Origin of the sequence: Flavobacterium album (assembly GCF_003096035.1) — a bacterium.
Lineage (GTDB): Bacteria > Bacteroidota > Bacteroidia > Flavobacteriales > Flavobacteriaceae > Flavobacterium > Flavobacterium album.
On sequence record NZ_CP029186.1, the window covers coordinates 187,355 to 204,127 of the forward strand.

Annotated in this window: 19 protein-coding genes, 1 tRNA gene and 1 pseudogene; 8 read left to right on the forward strand and 13 right to left on the reverse strand. The window is 42.8% G+C overall.

The annotated features are described in order from the left end of the window. On the reverse strand, window positions 1-1,173 hold the full coding sequence (locus tag HYN59_RS00775; RefSeq protein ID WP_108776452.1) for a hypothetical protein: 1,173 nt from the start codon (window positions 1,171-1,173) through the stop codon (window positions 1-3). Between the two features lie 113 nt (window positions 1,174-1,286). Further along, the gene (htpG, locus tag HYN59_RS00780; protein WP_108776453.1) at window positions 1,287-3,173 is read right to left on the reverse strand and encodes a molecular chaperone HtpG; all 1,887 of its coding nucleotides are present in this window, start codon (window positions 3,171-3,173) and stop codon (window positions 1,287-1,289) included. Between the two features lie 347 nt (window positions 3,174-3,520). On the opposite strand from htpG, the gene HYN59_RS00785 reads away from it, so the two are divergent. From HYN59_RS00785 to HYN59_RS00815, 7 genes are all read left to right on the forward strand, one after another. After that, entirely contained in the window at window positions 3,521-3,970 is a 450-nt protein-coding gene (locus HYN59_RS00785) for a lipocalin family protein (protein WP_108776454.1), read from the forward strand. Window positions 3,971-3,996: 26 nt separating this feature from the next. Then, on the forward strand, window positions 3,997-4,692 hold the full coding sequence (locus tag HYN59_RS00790; protein WP_108776455.1) for a YiaD family glycine zipper/OmpA-like lipoprotein: 696 nt from the start codon (window positions 3,997-3,999) through the stop codon (window positions 4,690-4,692). A 116-nt stretch (window positions 4,693-4,808) separates the two neighbouring features. After that, window positions 4,809-5,531: a DUF4369 domain-containing protein gene (locus tag HYN59_RS00795; RefSeq protein WP_108776456.1), complete on the forward strand. Its 723-nt coding sequence runs from the start codon at window positions 4,809-4,811 to the stop codon at window positions 5,529-5,531. A 24-nt stretch (window positions 5,532-5,555) separates the two neighbouring features. Beyond that, the gene (locus HYN59_RS00800) at window positions 5,556-6,035 is read left to right on the forward strand and encodes a hypothetical protein (protein WP_108776457.1); all 480 of its coding nucleotides are present in this window, start codon (window positions 5,556-5,558) and stop codon (window positions 6,033-6,035) included. A gap of 1 nt (window position 6,036) precedes the next feature. Next, complete coding sequence (locus HYN59_RS00805) at window positions 6,037-6,747, forward strand: hypothetical protein (protein ID WP_108776458.1); 711 nt, start codon at window positions 6,037-6,039, stop codon at window positions 6,745-6,747. 1 nt (window position 6,748) lies between these two features. Then, entirely contained in the window at window positions 6,749-7,108 is a 360-nt protein-coding gene (locus HYN59_RS00810; protein ID WP_108776459.1) for a hypothetical protein, read from the forward strand. A gap of 2 nt (window positions 7,109-7,110) precedes the next feature. Further along, window positions 7,111-7,494: a hypothetical protein gene (locus tag HYN59_RS00815; protein ID WP_108776460.1), complete on the forward strand. Its 384-nt coding sequence runs from the start codon at window positions 7,111-7,113 to the stop codon at window positions 7,492-7,494. Window positions 7,495-7,555: 61 nt separating this feature from the next. On the opposite strand, the gene HYN59_RS00820 is transcribed toward HYN59_RS00815, so the two are convergent. The 8 genes and pseudogenes from HYN59_RS00820 to HYN59_RS00855 form a co-directional block, all read right to left on the reverse strand. Next, window positions 7,556-7,629: transfer RNA gene (locus tag HYN59_RS00820), tRNA-Thr, on the reverse strand. 79 nt (window positions 7,630-7,708) lie between these two features. Further along, window positions 7,709-7,975 carry a hypothetical protein gene (locus HYN59_RS00825; RefSeq protein ID WP_108776461.1) on the reverse strand — a complete coding sequence of 89 codons (267 nt, stop codon included), beginning with the start codon at window positions 7,973-7,975 and terminating at the stop codon, window positions 7,709-7,711. A gap of 56 nt (window positions 7,976-8,031) precedes the next feature. Next, window positions 8,032-9,003, reverse strand: coding sequence for a type I phosphomannose isomerase catalytic subunit (locus HYN59_RS00830; RefSeq protein ID WP_108776462.1), 972 nt, complete (start codon window positions 9,001-9,003; stop codon window positions 8,032-8,034). A gap of 1 nt (window position 9,004) precedes the next feature. Next, window positions 9,005-9,415 carry a 6-pyruvoyl trahydropterin synthase family protein gene (locus HYN59_RS00835; protein ID WP_108776463.1) on the reverse strand — a complete coding sequence of 137 codons (411 nt, stop codon included), beginning with the start codon at window positions 9,413-9,415 and terminating at the stop codon, window positions 9,005-9,007. A 114-nt stretch (window positions 9,416-9,529) separates the two neighbouring features. After that, a complete protein-coding gene (gene idi, locus HYN59_RS00840; protein ID WP_108776464.1) occupies window positions 9,530-10,057 on the reverse strand; it encodes an isopentenyl-diphosphate Delta-isomerase in 528 nt (175 codons plus the stop codon). A 267-nt stretch (window positions 10,058-10,324) separates the two neighbouring features. Next, window positions 10,325-11,629, reverse strand: a complete 1,305-nt coding sequence (locus tag HYN59_RS00845; protein ID WP_108776465.1) for an ABC1 kinase family protein — start codon at window positions 11,627-11,629, stop codon at window positions 10,325-10,327. After that, on the reverse strand, window positions 11,629-12,291 hold the full coding sequence (locus HYN59_RS00850; protein ID WP_108776466.1) for a TetR family transcriptional regulator C-terminal domain-containing protein: 663 nt from the start codon (window positions 12,289-12,291) through the stop codon (window positions 11,629-11,631). Before HYN59_RS00850 ends, HYN59_RS00845 begins: the two co-directional genes overlap by 1 nt. A 440-nt stretch (window positions 12,292-12,731) precedes the next feature. After that, window positions 12,732-13,348, reverse strand: a pseudogene (locus tag HYN59_RS00855) (AIM24 family protein); the annotation flags it as partial. A 112-nt stretch (window positions 13,349-13,460) separates the two neighbouring features. On the opposite strand from HYN59_RS00855, the gene HYN59_RS00860 reads away from it, so the two are divergent. Next, window positions 13,461-13,928, forward strand: a complete 468-nt coding sequence (locus tag HYN59_RS00860; RefSeq protein ID WP_108776467.1) for a hypothetical protein — start codon at window positions 13,461-13,463, stop codon at window positions 13,926-13,928. 150 nt (window positions 13,929-14,078) lie between these two features. Here HYN59_RS00860 and HYN59_RS00865 read toward each other — a convergent pair whose 3' ends face one another. From HYN59_RS00865 to HYN59_RS00875, 3 genes are all read right to left on the reverse strand, one after another. After that, a complete protein-coding gene (locus HYN59_RS00865) occupies window positions 14,079-14,456 on the reverse strand; it encodes a YchJ family protein (protein ID WP_108776468.1) in 378 nt (125 codons plus the stop codon). 94 nt (window positions 14,457-14,550) lie between these two features. Next, window positions 14,551-15,336 carry a hypothetical protein gene (locus tag HYN59_RS00870; RefSeq protein ID WP_108776469.1) on the reverse strand — a complete coding sequence of 262 codons (786 nt, stop codon included), beginning with the start codon at window positions 15,334-15,336 and terminating at the stop codon, window positions 14,551-14,553. 64 nt (window positions 15,337-15,400) lie between these two features. Then, on the reverse strand, window positions 15,401-16,684 hold the full coding sequence (locus HYN59_RS00875) for a glycoside hydrolase 5 family protein (protein ID WP_108776470.1): 1,284 nt from the start codon (window positions 16,682-16,684) through the stop codon (window positions 15,401-15,403). Window positions 16,685-16,773: the final 89 nt, after the last annotated feature.

The following is a 16,773-nucleotide window of genomic DNA, read 5'->3' on the forward strand; positions in this document are numbered from 1 at the left end:
CTATTGAGTTTTTCTTTCATACTGTTTATATGCCTCATTTATTGAAACTTCAATATTAGTATAGCCATCTGATTTTCTATCAAATAATTCTCTAAAGAAAAAATGGAAAAACATTCTTTGATCATTACCAATTTTTTTTGCAATTACCCTTATATTATCTAGTTTGGACATAAAATTATAAAAATCATCATAAATGTTCGGACTTGATAAATTTTCAATTAGGTCGTTAACATCACTAACTTTTTCTATTGATTTAAAATCAAGCAATTTGCCTAATGCTGACCCAAAGCCAGTCATCACTTGTGATTTATTAAAAATTTTCACAGCATTTTTTGCGAAAGGTTGTCCTGATAATTTTGTCTCTATATCCTCTTCATTAAAATTCCAATCTTTTGATATTTCAACCATCTTCTTCACAAATAAATGATATGTATTTAAAAACTCCAAGAATAAATCAGTACCTTGATTTTCTACGGCTAACTTTTCTAAACTTTTTATATTATCTAATATATCCACTCTGTCAATTGTCAAATAATCTCTTTCAAGATAGGACGTAAAGCCATCGATTACGTCTTTAAACTTATATTCTCCTAATTTATTCGGAGTGTCTCCATCAACTTCTTTTAATAACTTAATATCTTCCAGCCCTCCCTTGATGTAATCGGAATATATAATTTCAATCTGATGCCTACTTGACATTGGAGTTTGGCCTGTATTAAGTGTAAGCATTCTGTATAGAATGCCTAGTTTGTTAATACCCATATATATTTCAATTCTAAGTTTATTATTTAGAATTGTTTCTTTATCAGGATCACCTTTATCATTAAGCTCGTTCACCAAGTCTCTAATTGTGTATGTTCTTTGCAGACCATCTAATATTATGAGACTCTCCTTATTTTCATTAATTTTATTTAGAAGCTCTTCATCTTTATCATCATTAGTTGATTTAGCATCTACTGCTAATGCTAATACTAATGGTGGAATTACACATCCATGGCGCAAATCAGTTTTTAAAAGTTCATAAATTGATGACGATGATTTTACGCGTCTTCTCTGAAATTCATTTTTATCAAGAATATCTTTTGCTAAATTATAATATTCCGATATTGTAGTTTCAATTAAAATATTTAGAGAATCTATTCTCTTATCTAAAATTCTACCTAGGACTTTCATAATTATTATTTTTAACAATACTACAACTTTTCTTTCAATTCTTAATAAAAAAAACCTGTAGCTCTCACTACAGGTTCAATCTAATAATCTAACGATCTAAAAATCTAATAGTCTTACTTTATCAGTTCAAAGCTTCTTTTTACAAAAGCTGTAAGCTCTTCTCCCTTCAATAGGTTTTGGCTTAACCTGGCCAAGTCGAGCGCCTGTTTTACCAACGCTTCCTGGTGGGTTTTATCTTCAGTGTTGAGGATGTTGGACGACAATTCGCTATTGGTGTTCACTACAAGGTTGTACATGTCCGGGAATTTGCCCATCCCGAACATACCGCCACCGCCGCTCTGGCTCATTTCCTTCATACGGCGCATGAATTCCGGCTGTGTGATCATGAACGGTGCATCACTGCTGTCCATCGCCTCAAGCTGTACGGAGTAGCCCGATTTCGGCACAAATTCCTCGATCGTGGTTTTCAGCTTTTCTTTTTCCTCATCACTAAGCTTCGATATCTGCTCTTCGTCTTTTTTGATAAGCTTATCGATATGGTCGGCATCCACACGGGCGAACGTAAGGTTCTCGTTATCGGCTTCAAGCTTCTGGATAAGGTGCGATACGATAGGCGAATCCAATAGCATTACCTCATAGCCTTTGGCCTGTGCTGCCTCGATATAGCTGTGCTGCGCATCTTTGTTGGATGCATAAAGCACTACCAGCTTGCCGTCTTTGTCGGTTTGCGTTGCTGCCAGTTTTTCTTTCAATTCCTCAAGCGTGAAGAATTTGCCATCAACCGTTGGGTACAATACGAATGCGCCTGCTTTTTCGTAGAATTTCGGCTCGCTCAGCATACCGTATTCCAGCACGATCTTGATGTCGTTCCATTTTTGCTCGAAATCCTCACGGTTTTCTGTAAACAATGATTTCAATTTATCGGCAACCTTACGGGTAATGTAGTTGGATATTTTCTTCACTGCGCCATCGGCCTGTAAGTACGAACGCGATACGTTCAGCGGGATATCCGGGCTGTCGATCACACCGCGAAGCATGGTAAGGAATTCCGGCACGATACCCTCTACATTATCGGTAACAAATACCTGGTTCTGGTACAGCTGTATCTTATCTTTCTGCACCTGAAGGTCAGATGACAGTTTAGGGAAATACAGGATACCGGTCAGGTTGAACGGATAATCCACATTCAGGTGGATGTTGAACAGCGGCTCCTCGAACTGCATCGGGTACAGCTCGTGGTAAAACTCTTTATAATCTTCTTCCTTAAGGTCGGCAGGCTGTTTTGTCCAGGCCGGGTTAGGATTATTGATGATGTTATCTACCTCAACCTCTTCGGCTTTATAATCTTCAGGAGCATCTTCCGGGGTTGGAAGCGTTTCTGTTTTGGTGCCGAATTTAATAGGCACCGGCATAAACTTATTGTATTTTTTCAGCAATTCGCGGATACGGCCTTCTTCAAGGAACTCCAGCGAATCTTCGGCTATGTGCAGGATAATTTCAGATCCCCTCTCAATCTTGTCTGATGGCTCAAGTGTAAATTCAGGGCTGCCATCGCACGTCCAGTGTACTGCTGGCTCATCTTTGTAAGACTTAGTGATGATCTCTACTTTTTCGGCTACCATAAAAGCGGAATAGAACCCAAGCCCGAAATGCCCGATGATACCTGAATCTTTGGCAGAGTCCTTATATTTTTCAAGGAACTCTTCAGCTCCCGAAAAGGCAACCTGGTTGATGTATTTCTCAACTTCTTCGCCTGTCATACCAATACCCTGGTCGGTAATATGGATCTTTTTGCCTTCCTTATCGATCCTTACCTCAATGATCGGGTTACCGTACTCTACTTTGGCCTCGCCGATGCCGGTAAGGTGCTTTAGCTTAAGGGTTGCATCGGTTGCATTGGATACCAGCTCACGCAAAAATATCTCGTGGTCGCTGTATAGGAATTTTTTGATTAAGGGAAATATGTTCTCTACCGAAACATTGATTTTTCCTGTTGTCATAAATTAATTGTTTTAAATGTTTGCAAACAATACCGTTCAAATAAGATACCAATACTTTTTTGGCGACAAATTGTCATTTTGAAGCTTGTATTATGACATGTAATATGCCTTCAGGAACTGTTAAAGAAAATAATTTTAAGAAAAGATTAATACCGCGGGCATCCTGACATGAAAATTACATAATGCCTTTAATTTAAACAATTTTACTACAGGGCTGCCATTAAAAAAATATCTGATAAAAAAATTCCTGTTAAAAAAGCGGCACAACTTTTGTAAAGTAGCCAATAATCTCATTAACTTTATTGATCAAAACAAGAAAATCTAAACTTAAAACCTGATTAACGATTATGAAAAAATTTCTTTTTTTAAGCATGTTTGTGCTGGCACTGGCATCATGCGGCTCGCTTGATACCAAATCCCAATCGGGCCTTAAAGGCAACTGGACCATTACCAGTGTTACCTATCCAAGCTCGGATTATATTAAGGTGACGTCGTTTGACATTGCCGACTCAAAATGCTTTGAGGGCAGCACATGGAACTTTGTGTCCATGAGCAACAAAGGTACTATGAGCCTTACAAAAGCAGGATGCCCGGCCTTTAGCAGCCCTATTGTATGGACAATAACTAAAGACGGTACATTTACCCTTAAGATTACCGAAGGCGAAAAAGCCAAAAGGGTTACCGAGGGCTATTTCCTTAAAGTAAGGAATCAAACCGAGAGTTCGTTCGAGCTTGTGGACAATGTGAGCGTAGGCGGTAAGAATACAGAAGTGGTGTACCAGTTCTCTAAAATGTAATCAGTAAAACAGTAAATAAGACCATTATGAAAACAATGAAAATCTATGCTTTGGCAGCTGCTTTTATGCTAAGCATTGGCTTTACTTCGTGTGAGGCAGTTAAAAACACAAACAATACACAAAAAGGTGTAGCAATAGGCGCAGCATCGGGCGCGGTTATAGGCGGTGTGCTTGGTAATAACGTAGGCAAAGGCGGAAATACTGCCCTAGGCGCCATCATTGGTGGTGTAGTAGGCGGTGCAGCCGGTGGCCTTATAGGAAACAGGATGGACAAGCAAGCCCAGAAAATAGACCAGGCGCTTCCTGGTGCTGAGGTTGAAAGGGTGGGCGAAGGTATTAAGATCACACTTGGTGAAAACTCTGTGAATTTTGACCTGAACAAATCTACACTTACACCTACAGCCAAAGCCAACCTTGACAGGCTGGTACCTGTATTCAATGAATATCCGGATACCAATATCCAGATATTCGGGTATACCGACAGTACCGGTGCAGACGATTATAACCTGAAACTTTCTGAACAAAGGGCGCTTTCCGTAAAACAATATTTGTCAACCAAAGGCATCAGCTCTTCAAGGATAACAACTATCGGACGCGGTGAAGCCGACCCTATTGCCGACAATGCTACCAAAGACGGACAGGGAAAAAACAGGCGCGTTGAATTTGCCATTACAGCAAACGAAAAAATGGTTAATGATGCCAAAAAAGAGGCAGGCCAGTAAGCCATATAAAATCGATATTGAAAAGGCTGCCGTTTGGCGGCCTTTTTATTTGCCTAATACCTGCCTGCAACTATAATTTTTTCTTACTTTGCATAAAAATTAACGTTTGTCCTTTTATGAAAAGATTTGCCCTTATACTTTCTGCCTTTGTTTTGCTTACTGCCTGTAAAAAAGAAGCCCATGGAGATGCCAACCTCCACATTACCGGCAACATAAAAGGATTAAGCCAGGGTAAATTATACATCCAAAAAATAGTAGATACTTCCCTCGTTGCCATAGATACCATTGTAATTGACGGCAAAAAAGGCTTTGAAAGCCACCTGAAAATCGATTCTCCACAGATGCTTTACCTTTTTCTTGACAGGGGGCAAACGAACTCTGTAGATAATAACCTTCCTTTCTTTGCCGAGCCCGGCAACATGACGATAGAAAGCAGCAACGAAGAATTCTTTGCAAGGGCAAAGATCACCGGGTCTAAGAACCAAAAGATCTATGAAGATTATGTTACTATTAAAAACCGTTTCAACAATGATAACCTCGACCTGGTTAAGAAGAACCTTGAGGCTACAAGAAGCGGCAATGTAAAGCAGCTTGACAGCGTAATGGCAAAATCCGACCAGCTCCTGAAGCGCAGGTACCTTTACACCGTAAACTTTGCACTTAAGAATGCCGACCATGAAGTAGGCCCTTACATCGCGCTTTCCGAAATATATGATGCCAACATAAAATACCTTGATACCATCCGCAAAAGCATGTCGCCAAAGGTAGCCCAATCGCATTACGGGAAAATGCTGACCAAATTTGTGGCCGACAGGAAGAAGGCGGAGACTACAGAGTAAGCACCTTAACCAATACAATAAGCAATGAGAAAAAGAAGCAAAACATACCTCTACTTTTTTGTTGCAGCGCTGCTCCTGCAGCTTATCGCCGTATTAAAGTTAGTATTCGTGCCGGAAACGATTGACACATCGTTTGACATGAATATATATGACACGTACTATGTAATCGACGAATTTACCCTAATTGAGAGTGTTACCGGTATCTATTTTTTACTGGGCCTGGGATATTGGATACTTTACAGGCTTAAAAGGAGGCCAAGCATTATGCTTTCTAACATTCATGCCCTCGTTACAGTTGGCGGGCTTGCCTTCTACCTCATAGCCTCCACGGTTGCAAGTTTTATCGAAGATAATTCTTACGGCAGCTATTACCGCAATAACGATACACTATTGATACTGCTCCTTCCGCTTGTTGCCCTTGCACAGCTGTTGTACGTTATCAATATCGTTATCGGGATACAAACGCCCTACCACAGGCACAGGCGCAGAAAAACAGAATACTGATATGAAAAAGCTATTGCCCATATGCTTCCTGTTTGTTGCGATCTGTTGCCGCGCACAGGATGTGCAAAGGCAAAATGCCACCTACACGCCGCTTGAGACCATTATTACCGACCTGAATGCCGACACTGTAAACGATACCATAAGGCTTTATGAGACTCCCGTTGCAGGCGACCCGGGAAAATTCAGGAAGATGAATGTATCCGTAAACGGCCGGCGGATGACATTCTTTGCCAAAGATGCCTGGGATGTTATAGACGATTCTTTTGCCAAAGAAAACAATAACGCTGTAAAATCAAAATTCGCTTTCGTATATAAAGAGGCAGGACAATCGTTTATAACGTTGTTCGGTTATCCGTATCCCGCATCACGGGAGGAAGTTTTTATCTTACGGATAAAAGACCGGAATATGGAGGTTATTTTCCACAACAAGATTGAGGAACCTCTAAAGATGGCCGACATCAACAATGACGGCAGTGCCGAGCTTATCACACAAGCCACACCGGTATTCTCAAACACTACTGCAAATGGCCTTACAGGCAGCTACAGCCCATATCTTGTTTATTCCCTCTCACCTGTTTTTGGCATTGATAAAACGCTTACTGAAAAATACAACCGCGAATACTATGTATGGGCAGGTATGCGTTATAGTGATGCCATCAGGGTGTTTTACCCTAACGATGGGAGCAAACCTAAATTAATCAAAACCAACTAATATGAAAAAAGCACTGTTACTACTATTATTGTTTCCCGCCTTTACATTCGCGCAAAGCCTTACCGGCAAATGGGCCAGCAAAGAAGACAAAGCAAGGATGGTACAGTTTAACGCCGATGGCACTATGATGTTCATCGATCCTGAAACTCCCGAAGACTTGGAGGGTGTTGTGATAAAGTATATCCTGACTACAGAGGCCGGCGTTAAATACATGACCTGCGAAATTTTTATGGCCGGAGAGAAAATGGATAGCCAGAAAAACGTTTACAAGCTGGAAGGTGACACACTGACGATCATCGAGAATGCCGAGGATATAGAGCCCGGAAAAAGCCCGGATAATGTGTTTTACAGGATGAAGTGATAATGAAAAGGGTATTACTACTGCTGGTATTCCTGCCTGTGATCTCTTTTTCGCAAGAACTGGCAGGAAAATGGTCGGAAGCCCGATCACCAAATAAAACAATTGAATTCAGGGGTGATGGGGTCTTGGAACTTGGCGAAATTGGGCAGCCAAGGCGAACCACAGGCAGATCATTTACAAAATACAGTACAACCACAGTGAATGGTATCTCATATATACTATTTGAATATCACTTAGAAGGCCATTCACCAGATTCCGAAAGATGCAGATATATCATCAATGGCGATAAGCTTACTATCTTTTGTAGCGTATTGAATTATCAGAACATAAGAACAAGCCCATACCGCTACAAGATCGTAGAATGTACTTATACAAGGATCAAATGACAATACCAGGTATAATAAAAACCAAAAAACCGCCTCATTCCTGAAGCGGTTTTTTTTATTGAGCCGATAGAGGGACTCGAACCCACGACCTGCTGATTACAAATCAGCTGCTCTAGCCAGCTGAGCTACACCGGCATCTCAATACGGGTGCAAATATAATAGTGGAAATCAAATTTCCAAAATAAAATCCACACTTTTTTATTGATTTTTTTGCTTACAGCGCGTTGATCTTCGCAACAAGCTGACCGGCAGTTTCTTCCAATTCTTTGTTGATTTGCTTAAAGTATGATTTTTTATTTTCCACCTTTTTAGCATTTACTTTCTTGATCAGGCTGTCAAAAGCAACAATTGCCTCATCTATAATAGCTTCCGATTTTTCAGTCGGCCTTCCACCTGCTGAAAGCTCGGTAAGGTATACTGCCTCAATAATGTCTCCCAATACGTAATTGATATCTTTCTTTAAATTTCTAACGTTTGCCATTTCTATTTTTCTTTATTGTTCTGCTGCAAAATTACATTATTCTGTTCTAAATCCTGTTAAGAAATACTTATTTCCAAAAGAGTGGCCTTCCCATTTAAGAGATAGGATTGCATTGCTGCAGGAATAAGCACGGTATCGCCTTTTTTGAAGTCGTATTTTTTCCCATCGAGTTCTACCGAAAATGCCCCATCGGTACAGATATATACCGTAAAGCTCTCACCGTTGCCGCTCTTGCCGGCACTGCCATCCAGCGGAAGGTAGCTTGTGGTAAAATAAGGGCAGTCTACCATCACATTGCTTTGGTTCGGCTCCTGTGTGTAGTTCTTTTGGGTGTCGGTTGTATTATAATTCATGGCATCCAGCGCGAGGTCAACGTGGAGCTCGCGTCCTTTGCCATTGGCATCTACCCTGTCCCAATCGTAAATACGGTAGGTAATGTCGCTTGTCTGCTGTATCTCTGCGATTACGATCCCTGCTCCTATGGCATGTATCGTCCCTGTTTCCAGAAAGAAGGTTTGCCCTTTTTCGGCGGGCACCTCATTCAGTATTTCGATAAGGTTCTTATCTTCTAAATGCTTCAGGTATTCCTCCGGATTGGATTTGTGCTTAAAGCCAACAATGATGCGCGAACCCTCATCGGCCTGCATCACATACCACATTTCGGTTTTCCCGAAGGAGTTGTGGCGTTTTTTGGCCAGCTCATCATTTGGGTGTACCTGGATGGAAAGGTCTTCCCTCGCATCGAGGAATTTGAAGAGCAGCGGAAACTGTGTACCAAATTGCTCATGCACTTTAGTCCCTAATATTTCCGCGGGGTACTTCTCCAATAATTCTGTAAGCGGCTTTCCGGCATAAGCGCCATCTTTCACAACGCTAACGTCGCCATTAACCGCAGAAAGCTCCCAGCTTTCGCCGGTGGTTTTTGTAGGCAGGTTGGTTTTTCCAAGGTCGGTTTCCAGCTTGGTACCGCCCCAAATCCTGTCTTTCAGTATCGGTTCAAAAATCAATGGATACATTTCCATGCTCATATTATTCTCCTTTATAGGTTACAAAATTTCTTGGGGTTTCATACAGCACCACTTCCAGTGCCATAGCAGGTTCGATGCGCTTCCTTATCCTGTTCCATATCACCACTGCAATGTTCTCGGCGGTGGGATTCAGGTCGGCAAACTCTGGCACATCAAGGTTGAGGTTCTTATGGTCGAAAGGCGTTTCCACCTCATCAGCAATAATATCCTTCAGTATTTTCATATCCATCACATAACCGGTCTGCGGGTCGATCTCGCCTGTAACGCTCACGGTAAGCTCATAGTTGTGCCCGTGGAAGTTGTGGTTGTTGCATTTCCCGAAAACAGCCTCGTTCTGCGCATCGTCCCAATCCTTTCGGTACAGGCGGTGTGCGGCATTGAAATGGGCATTTCGGCTAACGGTGACTTTCATTGGTTGTCAGTTGTTGGTAGTTGGAAGTGCCGGCAACCGGCAACTATATTAATAATAATCTTATGCATGTCAGTACTGTAGAGCTACCGACAACCGGCAACCAACAACTGACAACTATATCTTGTGTTCTTCCAGATAATGATAAAACTCATCAAAAATGATCCTGAACCATACGGTATACTGCTCCGGATGGACCTGCATGTCTTCCTTTACGGCATCAATGCCCATCCATTTCCAGCTTTCGGCTTCCTCCCTGTTGATTTGCGGGGCATCGTTATAGTAGCCAATCATCACATGGTCGAGTTCGTGCTCGGTAAGGCCGTTATCAAATGGCGCTTTGTAAATGAAAGAGAAAAGTTCCTTTAGCTCAGTGGTAAAACCCATCTCCTCGCGCAGCCTGCGGGTACCGGCCCCGATGTTGCTCTCGCCTTCGCGCTGGTGGCTGCAGGTGGTATTGGTCCATAACAATGGCGAATGGTATTTTTGCGCCGCACGTTGCTGGAGCATGATCTCATTCTTGTCGTTGAGCACAAAAACAGAGAACGCCCGGTGCAGTACCGCTTTTTCATGAGCCTCCATTTTCGGCATCAGGCCTATCTGCTCGTCGTTCTCGTTTACCAGTATTACTTTTTCTTCTTCCATAAGTATTATAGCTTTCAAAAATAAGAAAAACTTTGCAGAAAGAGCGGGGTTTAACTAATGTTTAAAAGCCCCCTGACCCCCAAAGGGGGGAACTGGCGGTCGAATGAAAACGGAGACCGGGCACTGTCATTCTGAACGGAGCCTGCGGAGTGAAGAATCTCCTATGAATTACGAAGAGATTCTTCCTTCGTCAGAATGGCAAATACGACAAAAAAGACCCCAAAGATTTTGAAAATCTTTGGGGTCTGGTAACGTAATTACATCTGATTAAACATAACTCTCAAAATCATTGATCCGAATTTTGACTTTCAGGTCAGACAACAAATTATACAGGCCGAAGAAGGTGCGGTTGATGTAAATAAAGTGCCTTGAGCCACGGTTACCGTTCATTTTTCGGAGTGCTTTATCATTAGCAAGCTGCTGGCTGAGGCGGGCAACATCGTCCATGAAGGCGGGATCGGAAAAATCGAACTCCTTATGCTGCAGCGGGCGGGTGAATACCAACAGCAATTCGTGGAACAGTTCTGAGAAAAAGGCAACATCCGCAGGCGAATCGGTTAGCCTGAGCATTTCGAGCTCATACATTTTTTCAATATAAATACTCTCATTGGCAAGGCTCTCGGGTTTTACAAGTTCAAAATACGGCTCGTAAAAACTGTCGGGTATTTTTTTCATGCAGCCGAAGTCGATCGCAATAAGGCTGCCGGCTTCGTCCACAAGGAAATTTCCGGGGTGCGGGTCGGCATGGAAATACCGCAGCTTGTGGATCTGGAACATGTAAAAATCGAACAGTGTCTGCCCTATCTTATTCCTTTGCTCCTGTGACGGATTGGATTTTATGAATTCAGAAAGGTGTATACCCTCCATCCAGTCCATGGTTATGATCTTCTCGCACGAATATTCATGGTAGTATTGCGGGAATTTAAGGTTGGGGATGCCGCTGCATGCCTGCCTTACAAATTCACTCTGCTCCATTTCAAGAGCATAATCGGTCTCCTCCATCAGCTTGCCTTCGATTTCATCGAAGTATTCGTCTGAAGTGCCCTGAAGGTTGAACATGCGGATGGCTATGGGCTTAACGATAGCAATATCGGTGCCGATGCTTTCCCTGACACCCGGATACTGTATTTTCACAGCGAGTTCCTTACCGTCCTTCTTTGCCCTGTGTACCTGCCCGATGCTTGCGGCATTTACAGAGTCGGCAGAAAATTCATCAAACATCTCTTCAGGGTATACCCCAAAGTATTTTTTAAATGTTTTCCTTACCAATGGTGCTGAAAGCGGCGGTACCGAAAACTGACTCAGCGAAAATTTATCCGTATACGATTGCGGCAGCAGGTTCTTTTCCATACTCAGCATCTGCGCCACTTTGAGCGCGCTGCCTTTCAGTTCTTTAAGGCCGTCATAAATATCAGAGGCATTATCCAGGTGCAGTTCTTCTTTGGTTAGGTCGGGGTTCACCATTTTCTTACCGTAATATTTCAGGTAATTTCCCCCTACCTTCACTCCGGTGCTAACCAGCTTGGTAACCCTCTCAATTTTATTGGTGGGGATAGAATCCAGTCGTTTCATTATGCAGTGAATTTTTCTTTCCAGATGAATTTGCCGAGGTCAAAAAGGCTTTGCAATGGCGAATTGTACACCAGGTCGGCCGAGGCCTTAACCGACTTCTCGATAAATATATCGGTCTTCTCAAACCCCGGTGAACTATCCTGCATCCAGAATTTAAATATCGACAGCAATTGCAGCCACGCAGCTTCGCGCAAAGCGGTATCCTGTATTTTACCTGCGCGCTGATGATTCATCGTATCAAAAGGCTTTTCAAGTACCGTTTCAGCATAGGCAGTAAATGCCTTGCGGAGCTCTTTCAGCTTTACAAGGTTGCGAAGGCGGCGGCCTCCTTCTTCAAGTATGAAAATGATAAAGCTCCTGTTGGCGGTTGCAAGCTCGAAAAACGTAAAGTAAAATGCAGAGATCTTTTCGGTCCCTGAGTATTCTTCATAAGCAGGAGATTTTTGAAGGATCTCCAGGGTATGGGTAAACATCTCTAAAAAATAGTGGTGCTCTAATATCTCAAATGAGGTAAAATATTGGTAAAAGTGCGACTCATCAAAGCCGTTTTCTTTGGCAAATTTGTAAACCGAATCAGGGCGCTTGCCGTGCATCAGGCAATAATCAGAATATTTACTAATAATTCCTGACTTTCCGATAATTATATTTTTTTTCGTAGCCATAAAAATAGTTTTATACTATCAAAATTACGCATTACAGCCCAACAATAACATGAACAACTGTTAATTGTCTTTCAAATATTTTGAAAGTTCTGAAAGTTGAATTATTTCAGATTTCAGAGGGTAGATTTCAGATTGCCCGCCGCCTGAAAAATTATAGAATTGAGATTCCTGCTACATTTGATTCACGCAAAGGAGATCGTAATATTTTTTGGACAATAAAAAAGAGCGATATATTGCAATCGCCCTTTCTATAATAATTAAAACCTGTTATCGCCATCCAGCAGGTTGCCGAGACCGCCCAAAATGCTGCCCTCACCTCTTTGCTGCCCGCCGCCCTGTGGCGCCGAGGCATATATCCTGCCTGCGAGCCTGCTGAACGGAAGCGACTGGATGAATACGGTACCCGGACCTGTGAGCGTTGCATAGAACAGCCCTTCGCCGCCAAAAAAAGTATTCTTTATACCACCGATGAATTCGATATCATAATTAACGGTCTGAGAAAAGCCCACGATGCATCCCGTATCTACCCTGAGCACTTCTCCGGGGCCAAGCTCTTTTTGTGCCAGTGTACCGCCCGCATGCACAAAAGCCAGGCCGTCGCCTTCGAGCTTCTGCATAATAAAGCCTTCACCGCCAAACAATCCCCTGCCCAGCTTTTTCGAAAATTCGATGCCTACCGTAACCCCTTTAGCCGCGCACAAAAAGCATCCTTCTGGCAAATGAATCGCCCTTTGTACTGCGTCAGGTCGATAGGGATAATCTTGCCCGGGTAGGGCGATGCAAAGCTTACCTTACGCTTGCCATTATTCTGGTTAAGGAATACGGTCATGAACAGGCTCTCTCCTGTAAGGAGCCTTTTCCCTGCGGAGAAAAGCTTGCCCATGATACCTTCATTCTGGTTGGAGCCATCGCCAAAGATGGTTTCCATCTGTATACCGCTATCCATCATCATAAAGCTGCCTGCTTCGGCCACTACGGCTTCCTGCGGATCGAGCTCAATCTCTACATATTGCATTTCTTCACCATATATGCGGTAGTCAATTTCGTGTGCTGTCATCGGATTGTTTAATTTAATTGATTATTATGTATTAGATGAAGGTAACAGAATTTTGTTACACGCTAAAGGGCATCCGCAACTATTTTTATACTTTTGATCCAGTTATCAATTTATGGAAAATAAACTCTTTACAGTACTGGCCTTTCTTTTTGTATTTGCAGCGAATGCCCAAAAGATTACCGAAAAAGACCTTTTGGGTAAATGGAATATTATTTCGTTGACTATCTCAGGCGATAAGATGGATTTCAAAACAGGGACAATAACCGTTTCTGAAGACTGGCAGAAGGACGGCCTGCAAATCGCAAAAAGTGAACGTGAGGTGCTTCTTAAAGAAAGTTTACCTTATTTCAGGACTACAAATGTTACATTTTTTGAAAACCGGTTTCTTTCTTTCAGATTAGGGCCGGAAGACTATTCAGGAAATTATGCAATTGTAGAGGAAGGCGGAATAACTTACATACAGGCCGAAAATAGTGCTGTTGACAGAGTCCCTGTTATGCTAAAAGAGGGATTGCTTTATTGGGAATTAGCCATAGAAGAAGATATTTTTTATTTTGTGTTTGAAAAAGCTGTAAAATAAAAAACATGATCATGATACCAACTTTCTTGACAGAACACTAAACACTAGGATTCGGCCTTACAAAGGTTGATTTGTCACTTCAGCTGATTGTTCCAAATCAAAACCAAGCATAAAAGATGACTTGTAAAATAACTGAACGACAACCGAAAGCTAATATTCGCCGTCAAAATAATACCATCGCCCTCCATCATTTACAAAAGCCGACATTTCATGGTGTACCTGCGCCTGCAGCCTTTCATCCAGATAATATGCTTTAAATTCGACTGTGCTGCCTGATGCGCTGATGACTTCCAGCTTTACCCAGTGATTGGCTTTCGCCCATTGCAGGATGGCACTTTTGCTATGGTATTTCCTTATTTTTGGCGCTGTAGTTTCCCATAAGTAGTCCGCGTTATGAAGCGCATACGCAGAGTACCGCGACCGCATAAGTGCCTCTGCTGTAGGAGCATTATTTTTGCCTGAAATATACGTTTCGCAGCAGTCGGAAAATTCAAGGCCTGAGCCGCAGTAGCAATTGGTACCTGCCATAATAGATCTTTATTGTGTAGTAAATATACAAAACAGGTACATCCTGAAACAAAAAAAGAGCCTTACGGCTCTCTTTTGGTATTGTATTCAGCAATTATTTGTTTGCTGTAATCACTGTAGATGTTTTGGTATCGTTCTTGGTCTTGATTTTCATCTGCATTCCCTGTGCTTCAAATGCCATATCCATATTTACGGTTGCATCGTTGCTGGTAGGATAATTCTGATCCATGTCGTATATCATAACGCCTGAGCCTGTTCCTGAGCCTTTCATGTCCTGGCCTTCGATATTGGCTTCCATTGTCATTACGTGGTTTACATCAAAAAAGGCTTTGCGTCCTTCAACTTTCTTAAGTTTAAAAGTAGCGATATCTTTCATCTTCATCGTTACAGGCCCAAGAGGGATATCCATTGGCGTTTCCTGTACAAAGCTCTCGCCTACTTTTACCTTTCTCTCCGGCATAAATATTTGCGAAAGGCCTTTTTGCATCATGCCCATAATCATATCTTTTAACTGGTCCTGCATGCCCGGAGCCTCGATCTTATCAAATGTTGGCATTGCTCCCGGTTTGGCCTTGCCATATATTTTTGCACCGTTCATCTGGTCGGCACCTTGCTGGCCTGCCTCCATAGAAATCTCCATAACGATAGGCATTTCGTTATTAGCCAGCTTGCCTACTGTTGTTTTGGTTATAATGGTATTTCCCGATTCCTGCTCCATAGGCTCATCAGCCCCTTCATAGGTTATGCCAACCTGCGTTTTTTGGGTTACCGTCTGTGTGTACGTACTGTTTGGCTTGTAACCTACTTTAAAGTTTACTTCCTGTGCCTGGATGCCCATCGTAAATAGAAGCGCTACTACCAGAGTTGTGATTTTTTTCATGTAAATTTGGTTTAATGGCTCAAATATACTTATTCCGCAATAAATAAGAACGTTCCCCGTCTATTTACTTGATCTTTTTATTGTATTTCTTTACCATATCCAGTGTTGATGCATCAGTACTGAATACCGAGTTGAGCCCCTGGGGTTCCTGCGGAGGGTCGGCCGTAAAGTCGTCGCCCTTTGCCCATTTACCGTTAGCGGGGTTGTTTTTTCCGCTTCCGCCAAAGCCCCAGAAGTTGAGCGCCGCAAAGGCTTCCTTGTTTTTTATGCTAAGAACAAGCCTTTCGAAAATAGCTTTGTAAAATGTATCCCGTGCCGAAACTGATGATGTTCTGTCAAGGCTCTCTCCTTCCCTTGGCAGGCCGAACTCTTCCAGAACAATGGGCTTGTTAAGCCTTTTTGCTACCGCAATATGCTCATCAATGTAAGCAATGGTTTTGGTAATGGCTGGCTGTAGTGTTTCGGCAGATCTCGTATGGTCGTACCAGCTCCAATTCTTAGGCCAGATGTGCATGGTCAGGTAGTCGATCTTCGGGTTGTTATGGGTACGCTCATATATGGCTATATCATCTGCCGAGCCCGCCTTGCCCTCGCTCCCTGTACAGATCAGGTGGTTTTTGTCCAGGCTGTCGATAAGGTCCACCACACCATTGAGCCATTGGGTGAACGCGGCTTCATTATCTGCGGTAAATACGCGCGGCTCATTAGCCACCTGCCACGCCATGATGGTAGTATCGTCGATATATTTTTTATTTGAATAGGCATTTGTGCGCCCCAGTATGAACTTTATGTGATCGTTGAATGCCTTTATGCACGGTTCGCACTTGTGGAACTGCTTGGTGTATTCCATGAACTGCGGCCAGGTGTTGGGCTTAATATTCGGGTTTGGGAGCTTGCCGTAGCCATTCCACTCCAGGTACTGCGCCATACCGCCGCTCCATTCCCAGTTGTTGTTCAGGTACAGCACTGCGTACATACCGCGTTTGTTCATTTCATTGATAAGATAATCCAGCCCGTCGAGCAGGTTGTCGTCATATACACCCTGATGCGGCTGTAAGGCAGGGGTTACGGTAAAGTCCTGCGTACCGGCTTCGGCACCCACGAGTATACGCAGGTTGTCAATGCCTTTGGACTTCAGCAAGTCGAGTTCTTCGCCAAGTCGCCTGCGGTCCCCGCCCTCTTTCGCGGCAAGCAGGGCGCCATACCAGTAATTAGTACCGATGTAATGATAGGTTTTATCGCCTTTGTAGAACTGCGTGCCTTTTACTGTAATGCGGGGCTGTTGGGCGGCGCAGGAAAATGTAAATGGCAGGATAAAAAATAGGAATATTTTCGAAATTTTGTTCATGTTATTAATTTTAAATGTTCTCACCTCCTCCCGATAGCTATCTGGACTCTCCCAAGGAGAGAGGATCCAGGATGCACCGCTCAAGTGGT

What these genes read in the sequence shown, in the direction of transcription:
- HYN59_RS00790 (WP_108776455.1), top strand. Translation starts at nt 3,997, where the DNA reads ATGAAAACAATGAAAATCTATGCTTTGGCAGCTGCTTTTATGCTAAGC.
- HYN59_RS00830 (WP_108776462.1), bottom strand. Translation starts at nt 9,003, where the DNA reads ATGAGCATGGAAATGTATCCATTGATTTTTGAACCGATACTGAAAGAC.
- HYN59_RS00775 (WP_108776452.1), bottom strand. Translation starts at nt 1,173, where the DNA reads ATGAAAGTCCTAGGTAGAATTTTAGATAAGAGAATAGATTCTCTAAAT.
- HYN59_RS00835 (WP_108776463.1), bottom strand. Translation starts at nt 9,415, where the DNA reads ATGAAAGTCACCGTTAGCCGAAATGCCCATTTCAATGCCGCACACCGC.
- HYN59_RS00825 (WP_108776461.1), bottom strand. Translation starts at nt 7,975, where the DNA reads ATGGCAAACGTTAGAAATTTAAAGAAAGATATCAATTACGTATTGGGA.
- htpG (WP_108776453.1), bottom strand. Translation starts at nt 3,173, where the DNA reads ATGACAACAGGAAAAATCAATGTTTCGGTAGAGAACATATTTCCCTTA.
- HYN59_RS00800 (WP_108776457.1), top strand. Translation starts at nt 5,556, where the DNA reads ATGAGAAAAAGAAGCAAAACATACCTCTACTTTTTTGTTGCAGCGCTG.
- HYN59_RS00850 (WP_108776466.1), bottom strand. Translation starts at nt 12,291, where the DNA reads ATGGCTACGAAAAAAAATATAATTATCGGAAAGTCAGGAATTATTAGT.
- HYN59_RS00845 (WP_108776465.1), bottom strand. Translation starts at nt 11,629, where the DNA reads ATGAAACGACTGGATTCTATCCCCACCAATAAAATTGAGAGGGTTACC.
- HYN59_RS00810 (WP_108776459.1), top strand. Translation starts at nt 6,749, where the DNA reads ATGAAAAAAGCACTGTTACTACTATTATTGTTTCCCGCCTTTACATTC.
- HYN59_RS00815 (WP_108776460.1), top strand. Translation starts at nt 7,111, where the DNA reads ATGAAAAGGGTATTACTACTGCTGGTATTCCTGCCTGTGATCTCTTTT.
- idi (WP_108776464.1), bottom strand. Translation starts at nt 10,057, where the DNA reads ATGGAAGAAGAAAAAGTAATACTGGTAAACGAGAACGACGAGCAGATA.
- HYN59_RS00875 (WP_108776470.1), bottom strand. Translation starts at nt 16,684, where the DNA reads ATGAACAAAATTTCGAAAATATTCCTATTTTTTATCCTGCCATTTACA.
- HYN59_RS00795 (WP_108776456.1), top strand. Translation starts at nt 4,809, where the DNA reads ATGAAAAGATTTGCCCTTATACTTTCTGCCTTTGTTTTGCTTACTGCC.
- HYN59_RS00870 (WP_108776469.1), bottom strand. Translation starts at nt 15,336, where the DNA reads ATGAAAAAAATCACAACTCTGGTAGTAGCGCTTCTATTTACGATGGGC.
- HYN59_RS00860 (WP_108776467.1), top strand. Translation starts at nt 13,461, where the DNA reads ATGGAAAATAAACTCTTTACAGTACTGGCCTTTCTTTTTGTATTTGCA.
- HYN59_RS00805 (WP_108776458.1), top strand. Translation starts at nt 6,037, where the DNA reads ATGAAAAAGCTATTGCCCATATGCTTCCTGTTTGTTGCGATCTGTTGC.
- HYN59_RS00785 (WP_108776454.1), top strand. Translation starts at nt 3,521, where the DNA reads ATGAAAAAATTTCTTTTTTTAAGCATGTTTGTGCTGGCACTGGCATCA.
- HYN59_RS00865 (WP_108776468.1), bottom strand. Translation starts at nt 14,456, where the DNA reads ATGGCAGGTACCAATTGCTACTGCGGCTCAGGCCTTGAATTTTCCGAC.